This is a genomic window from Bacillus sp. FSL E2-0195 (genome assembly GCF_038003645.1).
GTDB classification, from domain to species: Bacteria; Bacillota; Bacilli; order Bacillales; family Bacillaceae_G; genus Bacillus_A; species Bacillus_A mycoides.
This window is the reverse complement of sequence record NZ_JBBOPN010000001.1, coordinates 1304109-1326374: the sequence shown is the minus strand read 5'-3', so window position 1 is coordinate 1326374 and position 22266 is coordinate 1304109. Positions and strand designations below refer to the sequence as shown.

The 22266-nt window shown below is 34.5% G+C and carries 25 protein-coding genes, 2 pseudogenes and 1 riboswitch; of the genes and pseudogenes, 5 read left to right on the top strand and 22 right to left on the bottom strand.

Annotation, left to right across the window (positions count from 1 at the left end):
- Positions 1-121: 121 nt before the first annotated feature.
- From MHH59_RS06810 to MHH59_RS06765, 10 genes and pseudogenes are all read right to left on the bottom strand, one after another.
- The gene (locus MHH59_RS06810) at positions 122-370 is read right to left on the bottom strand and encodes a hypothetical protein (protein WP_002011502.1); all 249 of its coding nucleotides are present in this window, start codon (positions 368-370) and stop codon (positions 122-124) included.
- Between the two features lie 27 nt (positions 371-397).
- On the bottom strand, positions 398-688 hold the full coding sequence (locus tag MHH59_RS06805; RefSeq protein ID WP_000762559.1) for an SAV0927 family protein: 291 nt from the start codon (positions 686-688) through the stop codon (positions 398-400).
- Positions 689-706: 18 nt separating this feature from the next.
- Entirely contained in the window at positions 707-1987 is a 1281-nt protein-coding gene (locus MHH59_RS06800) for a Glu/Leu/Phe/Val family dehydrogenase (RefSeq protein ID WP_002126199.1), read from the bottom strand.
- A 186-nt stretch (positions 1988-2173) separates the two neighbouring features.
- Positions 2174-3523 carry an APC family permease gene (locus tag MHH59_RS06795; RefSeq protein WP_002126196.1) on the bottom strand — a complete coding sequence of 450 codons (1350 nt, stop codon included), beginning with the start codon at positions 3521-3523 and terminating at the stop codon, positions 2174-2176.
- 424 nt (positions 3524-3947) lie between these two features.
- The gene (nrdF, locus tag MHH59_RS06790; RefSeq protein ID WP_002011508.1) at positions 3948-4916 is read right to left on the bottom strand and encodes a class 1b ribonucleoside-diphosphate reductase subunit beta; all 969 of its coding nucleotides are present in this window, start codon (positions 4914-4916) and stop codon (positions 3948-3950) included.
- 94 nt (positions 4917-5010) lie between these two features.
- Positions 5011-6396: pseudogene (locus MHH59_RS06785) on the bottom strand (ribonucleoside-diphosphate reductase subunit alpha); the annotation flags it as partial.
- A gap of 401 nt (positions 6397-6797) precedes the next feature.
- Positions 6798-7496 (bottom strand): annotated as a pseudogene (locus MHH59_RS06780) (ribonucleotide reductase N-terminal alpha domain-containing protein); the annotation flags it as partial.
- Complete coding sequence (gene nrdI, locus MHH59_RS06775) at positions 7483-7842, bottom strand: class Ib ribonucleoside-diphosphate reductase assembly flavoprotein NrdI (RefSeq protein ID WP_000959445.1); 360 nt, start codon at positions 7840-7842, stop codon at positions 7483-7485. The pseudogene MHH59_RS06780 and the gene nrdI, both read right to left, overlap by 14 nt.
- Positions 7843-8320: 478 nt before the next feature.
- Positions 8321-8638 carry a hypothetical protein gene (locus MHH59_RS06770; protein WP_002149607.1) on the bottom strand — a complete coding sequence of 106 codons (318 nt, stop codon included), beginning with the start codon at positions 8636-8638 and terminating at the stop codon, positions 8321-8323.
- A 25-nt stretch (positions 8639-8663) separates the two neighbouring features.
- Positions 8664-8858: a hypothetical protein gene (locus MHH59_RS06765; protein WP_002011514.1), complete on the bottom strand. Its 195-nt coding sequence runs from the start codon at positions 8856-8858 to the stop codon at positions 8664-8666.
- A 261-nt stretch (positions 8859-9119) separates the two neighbouring features.
- On the opposite strand from MHH59_RS06765, the gene MHH59_RS06760 reads away from it, so the two are divergent.
- Complete coding sequence (locus tag MHH59_RS06760; RefSeq protein WP_002126186.1) at positions 9120-9698, top strand: GNAT family N-acetyltransferase; 579 nt, start codon at positions 9120-9122, stop codon at positions 9696-9698.
- Between the two features lie 60 nt (positions 9699-9758).
- On the opposite strand, the gene MHH59_RS06755 is transcribed toward MHH59_RS06760, so the two are convergent.
- Both MHH59_RS06755 and MHH59_RS06750 read right to left on the bottom strand, forming a co-directional pair.
- A complete protein-coding gene (locus MHH59_RS06755) occupies positions 9759-10361 on the bottom strand; it encodes a histidine phosphatase family protein (protein ID WP_340850983.1) in 603 nt (200 codons plus the stop codon).
- Between the two features lie 81 nt (positions 10362-10442).
- Positions 10443-10601: a hypothetical protein gene (locus tag MHH59_RS06750; protein ID WP_002126183.1), complete on the bottom strand. Its 159-nt coding sequence runs from the start codon at positions 10599-10601 to the stop codon at positions 10443-10445.
- A 253-nt stretch (positions 10602-10854) separates the two neighbouring features.
- On the opposite strand from MHH59_RS06750, the gene MHH59_RS06745 reads away from it, so the two are divergent.
- Entirely contained in the window at positions 10855-11040 is a 186-nt protein-coding gene (locus MHH59_RS06745; protein WP_002064385.1) for a YkvS family protein, read from the top strand.
- A 50-nt stretch (positions 11041-11090) separates the two neighbouring features.
- Here MHH59_RS06745 and queF read toward each other — a convergent pair whose 3' ends face one another.
- Genes queF through queC form a run of 4 tightly spaced genes read right to left on the bottom strand, consistent with a single transcriptional unit; the run spans position 11091 to position 13469 of the window.
- Positions 11091-11588 (bottom strand): preQ(1) synthase, encoded by a 498-nt coding sequence (queF, locus tag MHH59_RS06740; RefSeq protein ID WP_078178262.1) that lies wholly within the window; start codon positions 11586-11588, stop codon positions 11091-11093.
- 18 nt (positions 11589-11606) lie between these two features.
- The gene (gene queE / locus MHH59_RS06735) at positions 11607-12323 is read right to left on the bottom strand and encodes a 7-carboxy-7-deazaguanine synthase QueE (protein WP_002126181.1); all 717 of its coding nucleotides are present in this window, start codon (positions 12321-12323) and stop codon (positions 11607-11609) included.
- On the bottom strand, positions 12316-12807 hold the full coding sequence (gene queD, locus MHH59_RS06730) for a 6-carboxytetrahydropterin synthase QueD (protein WP_002011526.1): 492 nt from the start codon (positions 12805-12807) through the stop codon (positions 12316-12318). The genes queE and queD overlap by 8 nt, the downstream gene beginning before the upstream one ends.
- Positions 12807-13469 carry a 7-cyano-7-deazaguanine synthase QueC gene (gene queC / locus MHH59_RS06725; RefSeq protein ID WP_002168840.1) on the bottom strand — a complete coding sequence of 221 codons (663 nt, stop codon included), beginning with the start codon at positions 13467-13469 and terminating at the stop codon, positions 12807-12809. The genes queD and queC overlap by 1 nt, the downstream gene beginning before the upstream one ends.
- Positions 13470-13562: 93 nt before the next feature.
- A riboswitch (PreQ1 riboswitch) is annotated at positions 13563-13606 on the bottom strand.
- A gap of 208 nt (positions 13607-13814) precedes the next feature.
- Here queC and MHH59_RS06720 point away from each other — a divergent pair.
- Positions 13815-15023 (top strand): ATP-binding protein, encoded by a 1209-nt coding sequence (locus MHH59_RS06720; protein WP_002126178.1) that lies wholly within the window; start codon positions 13815-13817, stop codon positions 15021-15023.
- A gap of 9 nt (positions 15024-15032) precedes the next feature.
- Here MHH59_RS06720 and MHH59_RS06715 read toward each other — a convergent pair whose 3' ends face one another.
- The 4 genes from MHH59_RS06715 to MHH59_RS06700 form a co-directional block, all read right to left on the bottom strand.
- Positions 15033-15149, bottom strand: a complete 117-nt coding sequence (locus MHH59_RS06715) for a DUF6254 family protein (protein WP_000038354.1) — start codon at positions 15147-15149, stop codon at positions 15033-15035.
- 114 nt (positions 15150-15263) lie between these two features.
- A complete protein-coding gene (locus tag MHH59_RS06710) occupies positions 15264-15797 on the bottom strand; it encodes a DinB family protein (RefSeq protein WP_002030551.1) in 534 nt (177 codons plus the stop codon).
- 139 nt (positions 15798-15936) lie between these two features.
- Positions 15937-17631, bottom strand: coding sequence for a M3 family oligoendopeptidase (locus tag MHH59_RS06705; protein WP_340850982.1), 1695 nt, complete (start codon positions 17629-17631; stop codon positions 15937-15939).
- Between the two features lie 160 nt (positions 17632-17791).
- Positions 17792-18238: a MarR family winged helix-turn-helix transcriptional regulator gene (locus tag MHH59_RS06700; protein ID WP_002011538.1), complete on the bottom strand. Its 447-nt coding sequence runs from the start codon at positions 18236-18238 to the stop codon at positions 17792-17794.
- A gap of 194 nt (positions 18239-18432) precedes the next feature.
- Here MHH59_RS06700 and MHH59_RS06695 point away from each other — a divergent pair, with 194 nt between their 5' ends.
- Positions 18433-19929, top strand: coding sequence for a DUF3149 domain-containing protein (locus MHH59_RS06695; protein WP_215566541.1), 1497 nt, complete (start codon positions 18433-18435; stop codon positions 19927-19929).
- A gap of 29 nt (positions 19930-19958) precedes the next feature.
- Here the strand turns inward: MHH59_RS06695 and MHH59_RS06690 are convergent, their stop codons facing one another.
- Positions 19959-20240 (bottom strand): aspartyl-phosphate phosphatase Spo0E family protein, encoded by a 282-nt coding sequence (locus MHH59_RS06690; protein WP_002011543.1) that lies wholly within the window; start codon positions 20238-20240, stop codon positions 19959-19961.
- A gap of 489 nt (positions 20241-20729) precedes the next feature.
- Here MHH59_RS06690 and MHH59_RS06685 point away from each other — a divergent pair, with 489 nt between their 5' ends.
- On the top strand, positions 20730-21500 hold the full coding sequence (locus MHH59_RS06685) for a divergent polysaccharide deacetylase family protein (RefSeq protein ID WP_002011545.1): 771 nt from the start codon (positions 20730-20732) through the stop codon (positions 21498-21500).
- A gap of 67 nt (positions 21501-21567) precedes the next feature.
- On the opposite strand, the gene cbpA is transcribed toward MHH59_RS06685, so the two are convergent.
- Positions 21568-22191: a cyclic di-AMP binding protein CbpA gene (cbpA, locus tag MHH59_RS06680; protein ID WP_002126172.1), complete on the bottom strand. Its 624-nt coding sequence runs from the start codon at positions 22189-22191 to the stop codon at positions 21568-21570.
- Positions 22192-22266 lie beyond the last annotated feature (75 nt).

Genomic DNA, 22266 nt, shown 5'->3' with positions numbered 1-22266 from the left:
TTTAATTTGTATTGTATCATTAAATATAGATTTTTTTAATTAATCTGAAAATAAAACATTTCTTTCTTTATTTAATAAAAAAAGGAAGATGAGTGCCTCCATCTTCCTCATAGTTCTATCATTAATCACTACCACTAACGAAAAGATCTTCTTGAATATAAGCTAATACCATACCTGGAATTACTTTATCTCCCGCTTCTACTTCTAAAGATTGAACTTCTCCACTACATCCCATCTTAATTACTTCCAGTTTACCATTCATATCTTTAATAGCGAATAATGGCTCCCATTCATAAATTCGAGAATCCTTATCGATAGACACTTTTTCAATTATTCCATAACACGGACTCGTAATAATATCATAATACATAATCAATCATCCCTTTCTTTTATTCTATTAATATTGTTCTTCTAACCTTTGTGACTGAAGAATCATATAGAAAAAGCTTTGAAACTCTTCTATATCTTCTACCTCAATTCCTAGCCTTGTTGCCCAATATTGTTCCTCTCCAATATCTTCTTGGCTTAATAAAACCATTCTCCCATTTTGAATTGAGGTAACCATTGCTTTTCCAAGAAACTGTTGCGAATACGTAACAGCTATATCGTAACGATGACTATTCGACACAATACAGTAATAACCGATTTGTTGTCTCTCCACTTCTTCTAATAAAATATCCAGTTTCATTTTAGCCCTCCCTTTAGGTTAAAAATGCAACCAACCTCTTAGGCGCGATGCTTCTACAATCTTGCGAACCCCTTCCATATAGGCAGCAATTTTCATATTTACTCCAAAGCGTTTAGAAGTATCAAGTACGTTAGAAAAACTAGATGTAATTTTCTCCTTTAAACATTGATCAACATATTGCTCCGTCCAGTAATATCCTTGGTTATTTTGACACCATTCAAAATATGAAACAATCACGCCACCAGAGTTTGCTAAAATATCTGGAACAACCAAAATTCCCTTTTCTTCTAACATGGTTATCGCCTCTTTTGTTGTTGGTCCATTTGCAGCCTCAATGATAATCTTACATCCAAGCTTTCCTGCATTATGTTTTGTAATGACTCCTCCAATTGCCGCCGGAATGAGTACATCACATTCTTTTTCTAACAACTCCTGATTAGAAATTGTTTTACTAAAGAGATTCGATACTACACCGAAAGAATCTCTGTTTTCTAGTAAATAAGGAACATCTAGACCGTCTGGATTATAAATTCCTCCTATAGCATCTGATACCCCGACTACTTTCACACCAATATCATATAAATATTTTGCCAAATAACCTCCAACATTCCCAAACCCTTGAATAATAACTCGCATATTTTGTAGCGGAATTTGTTTTAACTCACTTACTAACTGAAGTGTATACAATACACCTTTAGACGTTGCTGTTTCCCGCCCTTGTGATCCTCCTAACATTAATGGCTTCCCGGTTATAAAGCCTGGAGAGTCAAACTCCCTGATATGGTCATATTCATCTAGCATCCAAGCCATAATTTGCGCATTTGTATACATATCAGGTGCTGGAATATCTTTCGTCGGCCCCACAATTTGACTTACTGCTCTTACATACCCACGACTCAGTAACTCTAGTTCTCTAAAACTCAACTCCTGTGGATTACAAATAATCCCGCCCTTTGCGCCTCCATATGGCAGTCCTGTCACTCCACATTTCAAGCTCATCCAGCCAGCAAGTGCTTTTACTTCTTCTGCCGTAACATCTGGATGAAATCTAATACCACCTTTTGTTGGCCCTGCTGCGTCGTTATGCTGAGCGCGATACCCTTGAAATACCTTTGTTGTTCCATCATCCATTCGAACAGGAATGCTTACTTCTAAAAAACGCATTGGTTTTTTCAGAAATTCGAATACTTCGTCTGGATAACTTAAAAAATGAAGCGCCTCTTTTAATATAGCTTGAAATTCCTCTAAAGGATTTTCAACTTCAACTGTATTTGTATGTTTTTCTGATTGAATCGGCACGATAACACCCCTCTTTATACTTTTACTAATTGTACAAAGCAATAATCGTGCCAAGTGAAAATACTACGTTAATCATATCGTGTCATCCCCTTTACTTATGAATCTTTGAGTGACTTATGCAATGCTGCATGATTATCAAATATAAAAAGAAAAAGACATCGGAACTTATCCGATGCCTTTTTCTTTTTATATTTCCTGTGCTTCTTCAAAATGCATTTGCGGAGGAGCTGAACGGAACATATTTGTAACATATAGAAGGTACCCAATTCCAATAGCAGCCCAGCAAAGTCCCAAAATAAGTGAATGGATATTGAGATTAAACCATAGTACGGCTACAGTAGCAGCACCCAAAATAGGCATAACTAAGTAATTTAAGAAATCTTTTATCGTCTTATATCTTTTTTTCTTGATTATATAGTAAGAAATTACAGACAAATTAACAAATGTAAATGCAATAAGCGCTCCAAAGTTAATAAGAGATGCTGCTGTTTCTAAATCAATGAATATAGCGAAGAGCGAAATAATTCCTACAAAAATAATATTATATACTGGGGTTCTCCAGCGAGGATGAATGTATCCGAATATTTTCTTCGGAATTACATTATCTCGCCCCATTACGTATAATAACCTGGATACACTTGTATGAGAAGCTAAACCAGACGCAAGTGTCCCCATAAGGGTTCCTACTAAAAAGAAAGCTTGAAATAATTTCCCGCCAACATATAGCGCAATTTCTGGGGATGCTGATTCTTGATTTTTAAATACAGATGTATCTGGAAAAATAGATTGTGTAAAATACGTTGTAGTAATGAATAAAACTCCGCCGATTAAAGCAGTAAGAAAAATAGCTCGAGGAATTGTTTTTTTGGCGTTTGGTGTCTCTTCTGAAAATGTAGTTACTGCATCAAAACCTAAAAATGAGAAACAAAGAATTGTTGCACCTGCAACTAACGGTGATATTTGTATATCTGATTGAAAAAACGGCTGAATGGAAAAAACTTCTCCTGTTCCCTCTCCCGCTAATAAGCCTTTTATAACTAGAAAAACAAATACGGCCATTACTAACACTTGAAATATTACTAAGAACGTATTGAAATTAGCAGTAACATTTACGCTAATCATATTTATTAATGTAACCAGGAGAACAAAGCCAATGACCCATACCCAACTAGGAACACTTGGGAAAAATGCTGACATATAAATTCTCGTTAATAGTGCGTTCACCATTGGTAGAAACAAATAATCCAATAACGCGGACCATCCAACAAGAAACCCAAGCCTTGCACTAATTGTCTTCTGTGTATACGTATAAGCAGATCCTGCGGTAGGAAAAGCCTTTACCATTTTTCCGTAGCTTGCAGCGGTAAACAACATCCCCGCTAATGCAATAAGATAAGCTCCTGGAACATGACCACCCGTTTTTTCAGAAACGATTCCAAATGTGTCAAACCCAACCATCGGTGTCATATACCCGACCCCTAGCATAACAATTGACCAAAGCCCTAATGAACGTTTTAAACCAACTACTTTCCCCACCTATCATTCCTCCTACTTTCTCTATCTAATTTCCATTTAAAAATCGACAATCAAAAGGAAGCGTTTTCAAATAACCATATATCACACCGAGTACTACCTCCCTTTTTGTTGCTTTTTAAATATTCATGCAATTTTCAAGCCAAAATTTCTAGAGCTTAAAAATTCAATATTAAAAAGAACGTATAGGTGGAATTAGACCTCATTTCTTCTCATTTTTTATTCATTTTGACATAAATTATTCAATCTCTCATACGACTAAATATGAAAATAAAACCTTAATCCGTGTTTTTTCTTGATTCCCACTTCCTCAAAAATTGGGCTTTTACAAGATTAAAATATTTCCATGAAATAATAACATTATGTAAACTATTCATAGCAAAAAAGCTGTCTTTTCTATAAAGACAGCTTTTTCTATAACACTATATTAAAAATTGAATACGAAGTCATCGTCTGCTAACTTTTCAACATTCGTTGCTTTTACGTAACCATTTCCTTTTACAGAGAAGAAGTCATGGTTTTTCGTATCTGTACGTAAACCATTTAAAACGATTGGGTTAATTTCTTCTTCCTCAAACTTCGGCTCAAGTCCTAAGTTCATAAGTCCTTTATTCGCATTGTAACGAACGAAACGATTTACATCCTCTACAAGACCGATAGAAGTGTAAATTTCTTCTGTATATGCCAATTCAATTTCATACAGTTCCATTAATAACTCTTGCGTTTCCGTTTGTACTTCTTGTTGCTCTTCTGCAGAAAGTTCTGTGAAGATTTGTTGTGCTAAAATACCAACGAATACGCCGTGAATTGACTCGTCACGAATTATTAGGTTAATAATCTCACCACTTGCCGTCAATTTACCTTGACCCGCTAAGTAAAGTGGATAGAAGAATCCACTATAGAATAAGTAACTTTCTAAGAACACACTTGCTACCATTGCCATGTATAACTCTTTTTTCGTTACTTCAGGCTTTAATAAGCGACGATAGTAACTAGTAACAATACCAGCTTTTTTCTCAAGTAATGGATGGTTATCTACCCATTCAAAAATATCATCAATTTCTTCTTCAGTAGCTAATGTTGTGAAAATATGACTGTAACTCTTCGCATGTACTTCTTCCATAGCGCCCATGAAAGCTAATACACTTTTCGCTTGTAAATTTTCAAGATGAACAAGTACAAGAGGCATCCCTTCGCCACCTTGTTTCGTATCTAAAAGTGTTAAACCACCTAATACACGCTTATAAGCAATTTGCTCTTCTTTTGATAATTGTGCCCAAGTATTTTTGTCAGAAGATACTGCGATTTCTTCTTCTGTCCAAAACTGAGCGATGTTTTGCTTCCAAAACATTAAACTAAAATCATCTTCTTTTTTGTTCCAGTTTACCGCACGCATTAAATCGCCCCTTCTCTAAATAAACATAAAAAATTGATAACTAAGCATGAGCAGGGTTCAGAAAAACCCTGCTCATAATGTCTCACTTTTTATATTAAACGGTACAAGCCACGCACTCTTCCACGCTTAATTTACGTGTTCTCGTATAATAAAGACTCTTCAAGCCTTTTTTATGTGCATAAATGTAGTAACGTGCTAACTCACGTGTTGAAATATCACTATTAACATAAAGAATTGTACTAATTCCTTGGTCAATATGTTCTTGAACTTCTGCGATTAAATCAATTAATTTAAACTGATTCATATCATAAGAAGATTTATAGTACCAAAACGTATCTTTTGATAAATACGGCATTGGATAATATGTTGTCGCATTCGCATACGTTCTTGATTCAATTTGACTTACGATTGGCATTACGCTTGAAGTTGCATTTTGAACGTAACTGATCGATTGTGTCGGAGCGATTGCAAGACGATATGAGTTGTATAAACCATTCTTCTGTACTTGCTCTTTTAAACTTGTCCAATCTTCTTTTGTTGGAATATGAATTCCTTCAAATAATTGCTGAATTTTTTCAGTTACTGGGCTGTAATCTGTCGTTTCATACTTTTCAAAGTATGTGCCGTTTGCATAATCAGACTTATCGAAGTCTTTAAATGTTTCGCCTTTTTCTTTAGCGATCTCCATACTTTTCTCAATCGAGTAGTAATTTAACATCATAAAGAATGTACGAGCGAATTCTTTCGCTTCAGCACTTTCATAAGCGATTTTATTTTTTGCTAAATATCCATGTAAGTTCATTGCTCCAAGTCCAACTGAATGAAGCTCATCATTTGCTTTTTTCACAGTTGGGGCATTCGGAATGATCGTCATATCAGAAACAGCTGTTAAAGCTTCCATTCCCGCATGAACTGCTTCACGAATTTCTTTATTTTCCATTACGTTTACGATATTTAACGATCCTAAGTTACAGTTAATATCACGGCGGATAATGTCTTCTGTACCGTAATCATTTATTTCAGAAGTTTCTTGTAGCTGGAAGATTTCTGTACATAAGTTCGACATCTTCACAGTTCCAATATCCTTCAGTGGATGCTGGTTATTTGCATTTGATTTAAACATTAAGTATGGGTAACCAGACTCAAGCTGAATCATAGCAATTTTAATCAGCATATCACGCGCACTAATATCTAATGGCTTCTTCTTCACTTTCGGATTGCTCATTAATTCATCGTACATTTCGTCGATATCTATATCATCTAAATGTTTTCCGTACTCTTTAAATACTGTATAAGGCGCGAAAACATGGAAAGGTTCGTTTTTCTCAGCAAGCTCAAAGAACTTACTTGGAACGATAATTCCGATTGATAGAGACTGAATACGGCTCTTCTCATCGGCATTTATTTTTTTGGTATCAAGGAATTCAATAATATCCCAATGGAAAATGTTTAAGTATACTGCACCTGCACCTTTTCGTTGCATATTGTTACTCCATATCGTCAAAACGTATGGGGGATAGTCATTTCTGCTATCCTCTCTATATCGCTATAGAGTTCAGACCATATCTTCTTCTCGCCAAATTCTTCATTTAACCATTTATCATATGTTTGATGCACATGAATATGGCATAAACTATAATAACTGTATACACCCTTTGAATTTGGTTGTTTTGAGAAGCCAGGTTCGAGCTACTTAGTCACCTACATAGCCACTTGGTCGTTGAACCTTCTCCTTATCTAATAAATTTAGGAGCTCGGCTGCTGATTTCCTGCAATCTTGGATTTTCAGGGTTCGCTACGTAATTTCTTCGTAGTATCCTACCTTGATATACTCAGGCGTTCCAGCAATTGACCTGGTTTTATAGTTGAGCCATAAAGTTAACCCAACTGATTCGCATACGAAAACGAATCTTCAAGTAATTTCATAACAGGTACTACACCACTTGCGGCGTTATCAATACCTTTAATTTGCTCACCACGTGCGCGTAGCTTAGATAAGTTTAAAGCTACTCCACCACCGATTTTCGATAATTGCATTGCAGTATTAATGTTAAAGCCGATTGAATTTAAGCTATCATCCATCTCTAACAAGAAACAAGACACCATTTCTCCTCTTCTGCTTCTTCCCGCATTTAAAAAGGTTGGTGTCGCTGGTTGGTAGTTTTGTTTTACAATCATGCTTGCGAAGTGTTTTGCCTTCGCAACATCACCGCGTCCTAAGTATAATGACACAATTGCTACACGATCTTCATAGCTTTCTAAGTATTGTTTTTGATCATTCGTTTTTAACGCATAATCTTTATAGAACTTAGATGCTGCCATATAAGATTGGAACTCGAAGTTTTCACCATAAGCGATGTTATAAACTCCTTCTACTTCCTCCAAGCTATACTCGTCCAGAACGTTGTAATAGTAATCATGTTCTTTCATATACTCCATTCGCTCTGCCACGCTATTAAAATGAACGGTATTCTCTCTAGCTTCTTCCATAAAGACTTCTAATGCCTCTTTATCTTTATGAAGCTGATAAAAACCGTCCTGCATTTGCGTGATTTCATTATTCAGTTCAATGTGTCGCAATCTCCCGCACCCTTTCTTTAAAGTATTCTACATCATTATTTGTTCCAGATAACTCAAATTTTGATACAATAGGCACTTCATATTTAGTAGAGATTTTGTCAGCACTTGCACCAAACATGTCTCCCCAATTACGATTGCCACTTGCAGATACGCCTTTTAATTTTTCATTATTGCGTTCTAAAAAGTCTAAAACACGTTCCGGTACATTTCCAAAACCTGTTGTATACGTAATAAGAATAAAGTCTTCATCTAATACTAGAGCTTCATCAATTTGAACGGCCGGCATATTTAATTTGTGAATGAAACGCTTCACGTTTCCTGTCATAGAATCATATGCAACTAACATTTCCGACCCTCCCTCTCCAATCTATATTCTCTGTATGTCGTTTCTTGATTTCTCTATATATTGTATTACGTTTCAAAATAAGACACAAGATATATGTATAAATTCTTTCTTTTTTTAAATTTCACTTTTCGACATGACCGTCGATTTTTTTCAATACAAAGACTATGAAACAACATTCTAAAACTCATGTCAATAAAGTGCTTTTCAAAAAAGTTGTCAACGAATTTAACCTTATTTTAAAAAAAGTTAACAATATTTTTTGTCATAAAACAGTAAATGCTGGAGTAATATATTTCTCCAGCATCACGCAAAAAAGAACAGACCTTAAACGATAATCTGTTCCAAAAAACGATTACATTTATTAATTTTACTTTATTAAATATTTATACATACTCTTTCGTTCCTCGTTACATACTAAAAGATAACTATTATAGAAAAAGATTATTATTATGGAACTTCAATTTATTTATGAAAAAAATCATTCAGGCTGCTCAATACGCAAAATATCTTTTACAAATATATGATGTGGATTCTCATCTTTATCGAGCATTGTACATACAGGAGCTTCTTCATCAAAGTATACGATCATTCCTTCTACGTACTGATATGTATGTTGAACTTGTACCGTTACTTTAATTTCTACTGCTTGTTCATACGCCCTTTTTATTTTCTGAAGCATTTTTGCTGAACATTTTCGTTTCTCTGGATACATAACCATTCCCATAAACCTATTCCCAGCTCTATCTTTCCACATATAATCCCAATGTGGCAATATGCCTTGTTTAAAATCCCCCATAATTCTCCTCTCCTTTATCTTCTATTTATGAACGTGGTGTTTCTGAATATGTATAAATTACCTGTCCACCGCGCTGTGCGTTCCCGATAATATGTTTAAAATCTTCTCGATTTACAACAACTTCTCTGAACGTATAAAATACATCTTTCGTCGCAACATACTCCTTTATTTCATCATTTTTCAGCTGATCCAAAATTGTATTTGCTAATTGTTTATCCATGTATTTCACCTCTCTGCAATATTTTATTCTATCGCATCTTCTATAGGTCGACAACGGTAAAATTATCCCGTTACTATTATGTAACTCACTTTCATTATTTTTATATCTATATCACTTTATTATATTCGCACTAAATATCATATACTAACATAGCTACTTCTCTATATCAAACTTTTTGATACCCTGTATAACAAAGTTCCAAATCACTGTTTGATATTTTATTTTATGCTACAATATACATTTAGAACTAGGAGGGATACTATGATTCGGAAAGCAAAAAAGACAGATGCGGTAGAAGTAGCACCTTTATTGTATAACGCTCTGCACGAAATTGCTGAAAAAATCACAGGTAGCACAGTTGAAGCAAAAGTAATACTAGGACTTGAAACATGGTTCGTAAAAGAAAATAATCGATTGAGCTATGAAAACTGTTTAGTGGCTGAACAAGGTGGAAAGGTAGTTGGGGTTATTGTCGTTTATCACGGTAGTGACGCTGAACAACTTGATGCACCAATCATACACTACTTAAGAGAACTACATGAAGACGAATCCATTACGTTAGAAAAAGAAGCTGAACTTGATGAGTATTATATTGACACGTTGTCAGTTTCAAGTATGTACAGTGGACGTGGTATTGGCTCTAAATTAATCGATGCAGCTGAACTTCATGCAACTGAAAAAGGGCATGAAAAAATTGCCTTACTTGTTAATTTAGAAAACAAACGCGCTTTTTCACTATATGAAAAACTTGGTTACAAAGAAGATAAAACCGTTATGCTCGTCGGTGAATCGTATGCCCATCTAATAAAACCATTACGGTCATTGGTTTCTATATTTTAAAAGGACAATTCTTTTTTACTTGTTATGTAGAGAAAGAGGCTGCCAAAGGGACAGCCTCTTTTAAATTAATTTTGTATTTAATACATTTCCATCCATCGCCTCATGAAATGTATACGTTGTACATCCCCATGGCTTCCTATGAAAAATAGGCGACCCAGACCACCCCATTGCCCTCAGTTCAGTCCCAATCATCGCATTAAAATAACTATGACCTACAAGGGCAATATGTCCATGTACGAGCGCATAGCGGTGCAACATATTAGCGGCTTGCCTTGCTCTTTCTCGTACTTCCTTATAAGACTCAACCTCTTTACTATAACCAACTATCCATCGTGTACGTCCAATAAACATCCATACATTCGGTTTACATTTCAACCATTTTGGAGCATAAAAACTCGTTGGAACTTCCGCTTCCCTAAAAAGAGGATTTTGCACAAAAGATAGGAAATCCAATAACTCAGCCGCTGACTGTACAGCGCGCCTTTGATCACTCGTTACAACCAGTTTCGCTGATTCAATCGCCTCAATTGTTTCAATTGGTATAGGAGTTTCTTTTACTGTAGTCCCTAAATCATATTGCTTCATCCATTCACGAAATAAAATAATTGTCATTGGCTCTATAGTACTGTCCAAACGACCATGACGAATAAAAGAAATTCGCATTCTTTCCACTCCCCATTCATCACTTACGAACTATATTACGTACTATTTCTTCTTGCCATCATACCATGCATAAAAAGAAAGTTATATATCCCCACCACTATCATGTGTTATCGAGTTGTGCACACCATCCAGTCCATCAAAATATGTAGTTGTTTCATGATGACGCACTTTCTTCAACTGTATATATGAAAATAAAAATAATAAAATCGCTATAAAGCTCCCCACAATTTCAAACATCATTTTCCAGCCCCTAATTTCTCCCACTTTAGTAGGTCATTGTATCTTTTATTATACTCCCGTATAAAGATGTATGCATTTTCATCATTCTTCTCCTAAACAATATTTTTTACATATTTTCTTACAAAAAGTGAATATTTTTCGAATTTTTACTTTGGAAACATTTACAAAGTAGTAAATATAGTTCAAAATAAGAAGAAATAAAAAAGCCCAAATTATTCTTTTTTTGGGAAAACTGGAACAAGGAGAGTTGCTTATGCAGATCGCAGAAACTGGAGATATCATTGAATTTAAAGGTGGAATGCAAGGCCGTGTTCAAAAGGTAAATCAAAACTCCGTTATTGTTGATATAACAATTATGGAGAATTTTAGAGAACTAGATATGGAACCTCTTACAGTTGTAAGCCATAAAAACTATACTGTCATTAATCAACATGCATAATATAATAGAAAGAAAGGATCTGTATATCATACAGATCCTTTCTTTCTATATTAACGATTATCGATCTTTTCTGGATATAAATCGTGATTCATCATGCGGTAGTCTGCCATTTTCTCATACTTAGTTCCTGGGCGGCCGTAGTTACAGTAAGGATCGATTGAAATACCACCACGTGGTGTAAATTTCCCCCATACCTCAATATAGCGTGGATCCATTAATTTAATTAAATCATTCATAATAACGTTCATGCAATCTTCGTGGAAGTCACCATGATTTCGGAAGCTAAATAAATATAGCTTTAAAGATTTACTCTCTACCATTCTTTGTTCTGGAATGTAGCTAATATAAATTGTTGCAAAATCTGGTTGTCCTGTTTTCGGACATAAACTTGTAAATTCAGGACAATTGAATTTTACAAAGTAATCACGGTTTGGATGGTTATTATCAAATACCTCTAAAATTTCCGGGCTATATTCAAATAAATATTTTGTATTTTGATTTCCTAATAATGTTACATCTTTTAAATCTTCATCTAATCTTCCTGTCATTTTAAACATCCCTTCTCATTATACCCCTCGTTTATTTCCCCATACTAACGCATGAAGCTGAGGCAGTACTTTCGCATCATTCATTTCTTTACAATTCACAGCTTTTTCAATAAGCCACTCATATTTTTCTAATAGTTTTTTTATAAGCACCGCATCATCCACTGTTTTCGTATCATCATTCCCTACTTGTAAGAAAAATGGTACATTCGGATAACGCTCGTGCATCTTAACTGCATATTCAAAATCTTGATCATCGAATACTACTACTTTTAAACTAAAATCTTTCCCTGCTAGTTTATGAATAACAGAATCTAACATATGAAAATCTGTTTTCATAGTTGAACTTGGTGGTTTTGGAGAAATCGTTACCTCATCAATTTGAAGCAACCAATCTTGCCATTTACTCCCTTGCGTTTCTACCGCTGTTCGCATTCCATTCTCCTTTAATATAGAAAGAAGAAATTGCATATTTTTCAGCAAAACAGGATTTCCACCCGAAATCGTAACATGAGAAAAATTTTCTCCACCAATTTCTACAAGCTCATTCCAAATGTCTTCCGGTGTCATTTGTTTAATTTGATCTTTGGCCGATCCATCCCATGTAAAAGCAGAATCACACCAAGCACAGCTATAATCACAGCCCGCTGTACGGATAAACATTGTCTTTTGTCCTACAACCATCCCTTCTCCTTGAATGGTTGGACCAAATATTTCTAAGACGGGGATTTTACTCATCGAGCATCCACTCCCGTCTTACTTCCGCATAACTAGTCGGCGTCTCAAAAAGACGAACAAATTCAACACGAGCTCCCTTATATTCGTTCGCACGATTATCTTTCGTTAATGCTTCTGCCATCTTTTCATAAATCCAAACGACCATATTTTCAGCAGTCGTATTCATTTCTGGCAATGTTTCGTTTAAATAACGATGATCTAAATAAATTTCTATTTCATTTTTCCAAATCTCTTTTATATCTCCAAAGTCAATTGCAAGGCCTATTTCATTTACATATCCGCTAATTCCAAATACGACTTTATATGTGTGTCCATGTAAATTTTTACATTTCCCTTCATAGCAGTGTAAATGGTGCGCTGCGTCAAATGTAAATTCCTTGCTGACCATTACTCTTTTATTATGATATTTGAGTTGTTCACGCTGAATATCCTTGTCCATTTTTTGCAAATTTTCTACGATGCGAAATCCAAAAAAGTTATCCATTAGTTGCTCGCTCCTTCGCGTTCTTGTAGATACGTATCTAATCCCGCTTTACGAAGTTGACATGCTGGACATTCACCGCAACCATCACCAATGATTCCGTTATAACATGTTAATGTTTTTTCTCTAACAAACTCAAATGCTCCAAGTTCATCAGATAATTTCCATGTCTCTGCTTTATCAATCCACATAAGTGGTGTATGAATAACAAACGGATAGTCCATAGATAAATTTAATGTAACGTTTAATGATTTCACAAACACGTCACGACAATCTGGATAACCACTGAAATCAGTTTCACATACACCCGTTACAATATGACGTGCTCCAACTTGTTTTGCTAATACAGCCGCAAATGATAAAAATAGTAAATTTCGTCCATCTACAAATGTTGATGGCAATTCACCTTCTTCATGTGTAATCTCCATATCCGTTCTCGTTAACGCATTTGGAGCAAGTTGATTTAATAGGCTCATATCTAGTATCGTATGTTTAATTCCTAGCTCTTTCGCAATTTCCACTGCACAATCAATTTCTAATTTATGACGTTGATTGTAGTTAAATGTTACAGCTTCCACTTCTTCAAACTGCTGTATCGCCCAAAATAAACATGTTGTACTATCTTGTCCACCACTAAAAACAACAACTGCTTTTTCTTTTTTCATTTCACTCATTCTCCTTCTCTACTACGAATAAGAAGAAAGAACGTTCTTGAACTGTCACAATAAAAAAACAAAACAATACCTAATGATATTGTTGTTTCCATAGTTTTTTATAGAGGGAGTTCGCGAACCTCTCCCATGCAGTGCACGGAATTTCTTCTTTCATTGACAAAGATTATTGTAACATATTGTATACTACCAGAAAAAATTTCTGATTTTTTCCACTATTTCGCATTTCATTTATTTCATTTTATAGTATGATTAATTTAATGTTAGAAGAGAGGAGGCATCCCACTGGAACTCTTTATTATTTACCTCTTTTTAAATATATTATCTATTCTCGTTACAATGCTCGTATATCATTTATTTTGGAATCAGAAAGGGAAACGATCTCCTAAATTAAATTCAGCCATATTTATTGTATTGTGTTGCCTCGCTACCATACTATGTATCACTTTCGCAGCAAAAACAAATAATGGTTTTCAGTTCGACATGCGACATATCGTATTAATTGTCGGCACGTTAACGGGAGGGCCTATTGCTGGTGGCTCTATTTTAGCTGTATTAAACATTTATCGCTTTTTATTGGGAGGAATAGGTGCGTTTCCATCCTTTATCGCTTCTATTCTCCTATTTATTGTTCTACTATTAACATACAAATTTTTTAATCGAAGTTCTAATCATATAAAAATAACACTTGCTATTTTTTACAGTCTTACTTATGGATTTGGTTGGATACCATTTTTCCTTGCAAGTGTTACAAATGAGGCAGATTATATACCACATATCATTGTGTACGAACTATGTACAATGATTGGCACGATCCTTATTTTATATTTACTACACATATTACAAATGCAAGTTCGTCTCCAAAATGAACTTATGAACGCTGAGAAATTTCATTTAATCGGCGAAATGGCAGCTTCTATCTCTCATGAAATTCGTAATCCTTTAACTGCAACGAAAGGTTTTTTACAACTTTTACAGTCAGATACATGTTCTGAGAAAGAACGAAAATTATATATCGACATAGCCATTAATGGTATCGAGCAAGCAAATCACGTTCTTACAGACTACTTAACTTTTGCAAAACCGAGTATTGAAAAAGAACAACAATTACAAGTAGAGGAAGAATTACTTCATGCGTTGTCTTTGATCACACCTCTCGCCAATTTAGCAAATGTTCGTATAAATTATATAAAACAAAGTACATCTTTCTTTATCGCTGGCGAAAAGCAAAAACTGAACCAATGTTTATTAAATATTTTTAAAAATTGTATTGAGGCTATGCCTACAGGTGGCGACCTTATTCTTACATTAGTTCCAGACCATAAACATATACAATTATATATAAAAGATACAGGAGTTGGTATGGATCAAGAACAAATAAAACGCCTTGGATCACCTTTCTACTCAACGAAAGAAAAAGGGACCGGACTCGGAATGATGGTCGTCTTCAGCGTCATTCAAGCAATGGATGGAAAGATTGATATTATAAGCGAAAAAGGGACAGGTACAACCTTCTTATTAACTTTCCCACTCATACAAAAAACGTGATGAACTTCATCACGTTTTTTCTGTTCCTTCAACTAATTCTGCAAAAGCTTTCACTTTCCCATGTGGCTTTTGATTTTCTTTCCGAGCTTTCCAGGCGCGCTCTTCTTCTCTCTTTTTCTTTGACATGCTTTTCAACTCCTTCTTTTTTTTCTTTTCTTTTCTCCATGTAGTATTCCAAAATGAGAAAGAAAACTATGCATGAGTAAAAAAGAAAAGAAGCGGTTCCCCACTTCTTTCATTTTAACGCTGTAAAATTGCATGTTTCGCTTCTTTTAGCTGTGTAAGATGTCTTTGTTCGTGTAAATCTAGAAATTGAACCCATTGATATAAATTCAAATCATTAAAAATAGGATGTTTTAATCCATTTTCAAATAATTCTTTTTCATCTATTACACTATGAAGGGCATGTAATAATTCTTGTCGTGAATGTTCTAGTAATTGAATTCCTTGCAGTTTTTTCATTAATGTTTCTGTTGGTTTCATTTGTTGAGGAGCTTCCCTTTTATGTGTGCGATCAAGCGTAAGTTGGAGGTCTTTAAATGGAGCAAGTTTTCTTTCTTTTTTTTGCAAAGCATATACAAGGGCAGATGTGACAGACTGTTCAACTAAATGCAAATGATGCAAAATTTGAATAATACTCCATTTATCACGGCGTGGCTTTACATTCACCTCCGTATCATTTAACATTTCAATTTCTGATAACAGCGTGCTTCGTGTAGACTGTAATGAGTGGACTAAAGTTTCTAAACTAACATCCATATTAGATTGAAGCATAGTGCTTTCCCCCCTTTTGTTGGTGAAAAGGGGCGCTCCCCATTAGAAACACCCCTAAAATAATTCTGAATTTTCTTTTATTATCTCATCATTTTTCTATTATGTCGATGTTAAACATAGGAAAAAAGTGCATGTTTTTTTACAATTTTGTGTCGTCAACAGCACGTAACCACGCTTCACTTTCTGTAATTACACTTTTTACACACCCTTCAGCGAATGGTGATGTTAAATTTGCAACTTCTACTAATTCTAAGAAGGATTTACTTCCACCTTGTTGACAAAGATTCACATAATCTTCCCAAGCCTCTTGTCTATTATCTCTTGCACGTTTCCAAAATTGCAGTGCACAAATTTGAGCTAACGTGTAGTCAATATAATAGAAAGGTGAGCTATAAATATGACCTTGACGTTGCCAGAAACCACCACGCTCTAAATAATCATTATCTTCATAATCACGATGTGGTAAATACTTCTTCTCTATGTTACGCCATGCTGACTTACGCTCTGCTGGCGATGCTTCTGGATTTTCATATACATAATGTTGATATTCATCTACAGATACACCGTACGGTAAAAATAGAAGTGCTGAACTTAAGTGTGAGAAATAATATTTATCCGCATCTTCTTCAAAGAATAACTTCATCCATGGCCATGTAAAGAATTCCATACTCATTGAATGGATTTCACATGCTTCATATGTTGGCCAATTATATTCTGGAATTTCATACTTACGACTTTCATATACTTGGAAAGCATGACCAGCTTCATGTGTTAATACATCAATGTCCCCAGACGTTCCATTAAAGTTTGAGAAGATGAATGGCGCTTTATAATTCTCGATATATGTACAATATCCACCACCAGCTTTTCCTTTTTTCGCAACTAAATCTAATAAATCATTATCGAGCATGAAATTAAAAAACTCATCTGTTTCAGCTGATAATTCTTTATACATCGTTTTCCCGTGATTAATAATCCAATCGGCATCGCCTTTTGGAGTTGGATTACCTGTAGCAAACTCAAAGTTTTCATCATAATAAGCGAGCTTTTCTACACCAATGCGTGCTTTTTGTCTATTTCTTAACTCGGTTGCAACTGGAACGATATAATCTAATACTTGCTGACGATAGTTCGCTACCATTTCAGCATTATAATCTGTACGATACATTCTTGCATATCCTAATTCAACAAAGTTTTTAAAACCAAGTGTTTTTGCGATTTTCGTTCTCACTTTAACAAGCTCATCATAAATACGATCTAACTCTTCCTCGTTCTCAGCTAAAAATCCGTAGTATGCTTCACTTGCTGCTTTACGTTCACTTCTTTCTTTTCCTTGCATAAACGGAATAAGTTGCGATAACGTTCTTTCTTCTCCTGCAAAGTCAATTTTTGCAGATGCTAATAACTGCGTATATTGTGAAGACAATTTATTCTCTAATTGTAAATCTTTCACTACTTCATCTGAATATGTTTTTAAATCACATTCAGCTAGAGCAAATAATTGCTTTCCATAATACGCCTCTAATTCTTCGCGGAATGGAGAATGAATTAACGCATTATAATACTTTGTACCATACCCTTGTACAACTGGAGAGAATTCATCAAAGAAATCCTGCTCATCCTTATAAAAGGCATCTGTCGTATCAACAGAATGACGAATGTAACAAAGGTTACCCATTGTACCAAAGTCATTACGAATTTCATTAATTGAATTGATAACTTGTTTTTGTTCTTCTACAGTTTTTGCGTTATCAAACTTCTCTAAAGCAACAGTAAATTTCCCTTTTAATTCTTCAATATTTGGCCGTTTATATTCATAGTCTTTAAATGACATGAACGAGCCCCCTCTCCATTATATGCATCATTATTATAATTCAATTCTTACTTACAAATCTCCTCTTATTCTTCAGCAAAATGCGGTAGATGATGTCATAAATACATGCACACAAAAAAGCCTTGGATTTCTTTATCCAAAGCTCCTTTGGAACATATCATCATTTTTCATACTTTCCAATTTTTTTCAATAGCTCGAGTAATTCATCCTTCTCATCCTTCGTTAACATTTCAAAAGACTGATATATAACTTGCTCATGACCTGGAAAAATAGAAGCAATAAAGCTCTCTCCAGACTCCGTTAATTGTGCATAAATAACACGCCTGTCATTTGGACATGGAATTCGTTTTACAAGCCCTTTTTTCTCTAGCTTATCTACAACGTATGTAATGCTGCCACTAGCTATTAAAATACGCTCACCGATTTGCTGAAGTGGTTGGCCTCCTTTATGATATAGTAATTCTAATACAGCAAACTCAGTTGGATTTAATCCGTTACTTTGTATGGATTTATTTGTAGTATCCATAACAGAACGATGTACACGGGATAATGCAATAAATACTTTTAAAGATTGAGAAATGTCTTCTCGCTCATTATTTGATGTCATACCATTTCAACCCTTCACTTAAATTCTCCGCAACAAAAAGAAAAGCAACGTAGCACCTCATTACAACTTCCGAATGAATATTCACTCATTCCTTTTCCTTTCCCTAATGTAATGCAAATGATTCTTGAATAAAAACATGACAATTTTAACATAGTTTATATATAATGATAATAAAAAAAGAAGGAGTACCAAATTTGAAAGTCAAATTACAAAGCATAGTTTTTTACATACTGCTTGTTATACTGCCAACGATAGGGATTGGTGCCACATTTTTTTCATATCACACTTATCAAATGAAACAGGCAAACAAACTATCTGCTCACACTGTTCTCTTTTTATATAGAGACTATTTAGACCATCACCTTGGTGAAGCTATATCTGCCTTAGAAATGCTCGCAAAAGTCGTAGGGACCGAAACTGGCAACATCAATGGGATTAAACAGATTGTACATGATACCGATGGAAATGATCAACGTTTTTCCGGTCTATATTACGCTACGACAGATGGGATGATTACACTCGCATCCCAAGGCGATTCGCCGCCTATTGACGTTTCTGACCGCCAATACATCCAAGATGCATTGCAATCTAAGAAAACAACTGTATCATCAGTTATTACAGATCGCGTTCTTGGACATCAAGCTATTATGATTGCGTCTCCAATATTTAATAGACAAAAGGAACTCTCAGGATTATTATTAGCAAGTTTACGCTTTGACTACATTTCAGCCTCTTTAAATGCTATTAAACCACAATATCATTTCGAAGTGACTGATAAACATGATGTAGTTTTTCTAACCGATGATAATAACGAAACAAGCGATGGGCATTCTAACATGCTTACTACCCCACTCCAAAGATTAAATTGGAAAGTCTCTGTTTCTCCGTTACCTATTCATCAACAAACTTTATACCAGTTAGTTTCAATAGAGTGTATAGCTACTTTATTTTTAATGTCTATTTTATTTTTACTTGCTCAATATATGTTATTAAAACGTCAAACAAAACTAGAAAGACAACAAAATGAACTACAAAAAATTGAATTGGTTGGAACTTTTGCAGCTAGTACAGCTCATGAAATCCGTAACCCTCTTACTGGAATTAAAGGACTCGTTGCTCTGTTAAAAGAGAAATATAAAGATGAACAGGATCAGTTCTACTTTTCCGTAATCGAACAAGAAATAGAGCGGATTAATGAAATTGCAAGCGAATTTCTTATTCTTGGAAAACCAACTGCCATCATTGAACAAACATATGATGTAAGAACGATTCTTAATGAGGTCGCATTAATTATCCAATCTGAAGCGAATCTACATAACATTGTATTTCATTTACATTTGCCAGACCACCCTGTTGATATACGTTGCTCAAAAGACCATATGAAACAAGTGGTTTTAAACATTACAAAAAATGCAATTGAAGCTATGGCTTCTGGTGATACATTAACCATTGTAGTAACAAACAACGAAAAACACGCACACTTGCAAATTATTGATACTGGAAAAGGGATTCCTAAACATATTCAAAAACACCTCTTTCATCCGTTCTTTACTAATAAAGATACTGGAACAGGTCTTGGGCTTGTTATATGTAAACGAATTGTAGAGATGTACAATGGGCATATATTTATTGATAGTAAAGAAAACAAAGGAACGACAGTTCATATAGAGATTCCATTACACATAGTATAATTATCCTTATCCTAAAAGGGTAATTATACTTATTTCATAAAACCAGCTACAAACATTCTCCAAAAATTGTTTGATTTCCCTTCATACCCAATTTGAAAAATAGGAACCTTTATAATTGAAAACCATTTCGGTGTTTGTTTTTCTTTGTAACGCTGATACTGTACGATAAGCTTGTCCAATTCTTGACTAACTTGAATTGTCTCCATACTATTTAACCCACTTGTTAATCCTAAATGAATCATTTCTTCACGTTTCATATGAATATCATGCGAAAGCTTTTCTAATGTGTACTTCCTTTTTACAGTAAACATCCATATCCCCCTTATTTTTCTTCCATACTCTCAACGCCTCTTCTACTTTAGCCCTTTAAACACTTAATTCTATTTAAAATTGAAGAATCAGAAAATTTAACATTTTTCCCCTGTAATTTACAAATCCTTACCCTCACTTTGAGAATTATTACAAATTATTCTATCTTTGTAAATACATTCGCAATAATAGACATTTTTTTCATCTTCTTTTTTGTAAATACTCAGTAAACAGTGGATTCTCTATTTTCAATGTACTTTTCTTCGACATTTTTTGTTTAATTTATGTAAAAACGCAAAACATAATGATGATTGATAAAGTGAACTTTAATCAGTGGGGGTTTTGTCCATCCTCCACTAATTATTAGCCTTCACCAATCGGGCGTTTATGGGCAGTGGATTTTCCACCTAACTTCTTTACTCCAGCCAAATTTTGAGGTGGGAGTCTTACTGCCCGCAAATAGCGGGATAAAATAGAAAGGAAATATTTATATGCGCAAATATACTATTACAGTTCTTATCTTCACCCTGTTCATACCATTCTTCCTCTTTCCTATTCAAGCAAACGCTCATACGAATAAAGTTGCTATTGTCATCGATGATTTCGGCAATAATATGAAAGGCACAGATAAGATGTTATCACTTCCTATTCCACTCACTGTTGCTGTTATGCCATTTCTTCCTTCTACTAAACAAGATGCAATAGCTGCCCATAAAAAAGGGCATGAAGTTATTATACATATGCCAATGGAACCAATTAGAGGAAAAAAAGAGTGGCTTGGACCAAAAGCGATTACAACAGATTTAAGCGATGAAGAAATAAACAACCGACTCGAACAAGCAATTCAAGAAATACCTCATGCAATAGGAATGAACAATCATATGGGATCAAAAGTAACCGCTGATGAAAGGATTGTACGTCTTATACTTTCTGCCTGTAAAAAACACGGTTTATTTTATTTAGATAGTAAAACAAACCCTAATAGTGTTGTCCCAAAAATCGGTAAAGAATTAGGCGTTCCTATTATTGAAAACCAATTATTTTTTGATGATGTATATACGGTAAGTCACATTTCAAAACAAGCACAATTACTCATAAAAAAAATCCAAGACAAACCCATTATGGTAGCTATAGGACACGTTGGGGCTCCAGGTGAAATTACATCACGTATTATCGAAACTTCTATTCCTAAAATTCGTGAGCATGCAGACTTTATTTTTTTATCTGATTTAGCATTATCTCCACCTTCTGTTTCAAAATAAAATTCATTTCTCGCACTAAAAAAGATACCTATCTACACATAGCAGATAGGTACCTTTCCTTTTCAACTTAAATATAATCTACATGACTCACCCTGAATCCCTTTTTCTCTATCTTTTCAATTAATTGCTTTAATTTTTTTTCATTTAACTCATCCGATATATTTACGATAACACGGCGAATATATTGATCACCGTTATCAAGCGTAAACAGTCCACCGATATTATATGCTTTTAATAATGTCCCAAGCTCTTTAATTGTTCCCTTACAATCTTGTGTTGCAATTGTTAATATATAACCACCCGTCCGCATACCGAACGAATCCTCAATGACATCAAATACATTAGAATGTGTTAAAATGCCGACAAATTCATTATACTCATTTAAAACCGCTAAAAACGGGAGACGACGAATAACGTAAAAAGCTCTAAAAAAAGAATCCTTTTCAAAAATAAACGAATTTGGACTTTCCAGTACATCTTCTATACTTACATCCTCTAATCTGCTATTACACTTCTTTTCTAAAAGATCTACTTTATAAATAATCCCCGTGAATTCCTTCTCATTTTCTGCTAATACAGGAATTGCGCGAAATCCCGTTTCATTCATAATTTGTAACGCCTTTTCACCAGAATCATTCGTTTTGCAAAATGTCACCTGCTGTTTTGGCAGAAAATGATATTTAACTCGCAAAATATGTTCCTCCTTACATGTCAACATGTAATCTATATATAATAAGGAGACCTATATTTTATGAGTAAAATCTCT

Bases quoted from the DNA above. Each gene is read 5' to 3' on its own strand.
- MHH59_RS06810 (WP_002011502.1), bottom strand. From the start codon at position 370: ATGTATTATGATATTATTACGAGTCCGTGTTATGGAATAATTGAAAAA.
- MHH59_RS06805 (WP_000762559.1), bottom strand. From the start codon at position 688: ATGAAACTGGATATTTTATTAGAAGAAGTGGAGAGACAACAAATCGGT.
- nrdF (WP_002011508.1), bottom strand. From the start codon at position 4,916: ATGCGTGCGGTAAACTGGAACAAAAAAGAAGATGATTTTAGTTTAATG.
- nrdI (WP_000959445.1), bottom strand. From the start codon at position 7,842: ATGTTAGTTGCATATGATTCTATGACAGGAAACGTGAAGCGTTTCATT.
- MHH59_RS06770 (WP_002149607.1), bottom strand. From the start codon at position 8,638: ATGGGGGATTTTAAACAAGGCATATTGCCACATTGGGATTATATGTGG.
- MHH59_RS06765 (WP_002011514.1), bottom strand. From the start codon at position 8,858: ATGGATAAACAATTAGCAAATACAATTTTGGATCAGCTGAAAAATGAT.
- MHH59_RS06760 (WP_002126186.1), top strand. From the start codon at position 9,120: ATGATTCGGAAAGCAAAAAAGACAGATGCGGTAGAAGTAGCACCTTTA.
- MHH59_RS06755 (WP_340850983.1), bottom strand. From the start codon at position 10,361: ATGCGAATTTCTTTTATTCGTCATGGTCGTTTGGACAGTACTATAGAG.
- MHH59_RS06750 (WP_002126183.1), bottom strand. From the start codon at position 10,601: ATGATGTTTGAAATTGTGGGGAGCTTTATAGCGATTTTATTATTTTTA.
- MHH59_RS06745 (WP_002064385.1), top strand. From the start codon at position 10,855: ATGCAGATCGCAGAAACTGGAGATATCATTGAATTTAAAGGTGGAATG.
- queF (WP_078178262.1), bottom strand. From the start codon at position 11,588: ATGACAGGAAGATTAGATGAAGATTTAAAAGATGTAACATTATTAGGA.
- queE (WP_002126181.1), bottom strand. From the start codon at position 12,323: ATGAGTAAAATCCCCGTCTTAGAAATATTTGGTCCAACCATTCAAGGA.
- queD (WP_002011526.1), bottom strand. From the start codon at position 12,807: ATGGATAACTTTTTTGGATTTCGCATCGTAGAAAATTTGCAAAAAATG.
- queC (WP_002168840.1), bottom strand. From the start codon at position 13,469: ATGAAAAAAGAAAAAGCAGTTGTTGTTTTTAGTGGTGGACAAGATAGT.
- MHH59_RS06720 (WP_002126178.1), top strand. From the start codon at position 13,815: ATGCTCGTATATCATTTATTTTGGAATCAGAAAGGGAAACGATCTCCT.
- MHH59_RS06715 (WP_000038354.1), bottom strand. From the start codon at position 15,149: ATGTCAAAGAAAAAGAGAGAAGAAGAGCGCGCCTGGAAAGCTCGGAAA.
- MHH59_RS06710 (WP_002030551.1), bottom strand. From the start codon at position 15,797: ATGCTTCAATCTAATATGGATGTTAGTTTAGAAACTTTAGTCCACTCA.
- MHH59_RS06705 (WP_340850982.1), bottom strand. From the start codon at position 17,631: ATGTCATTTAAAGACTATGAATATAAACGGCCAAATATTGAAGAATTA.
- MHH59_RS06700 (WP_002011538.1), bottom strand. From the start codon at position 18,238: ATGACATCAAATAATGAGCGAGAAGACATTTCTCAATCTTTAAAAGTA.
- MHH59_RS06690 (WP_002011543.1), bottom strand. From the start codon at position 20,240: ATGTTTACTGTAAAAAGGAAGTACACATTAGAAAAGCTTTCGCATGAT.
- MHH59_RS06685 (WP_002011545.1), top strand. From the start codon at position 20,730: ATGCGCAAATATACTATTACAGTTCTTATCTTCACCCTGTTCATACCA.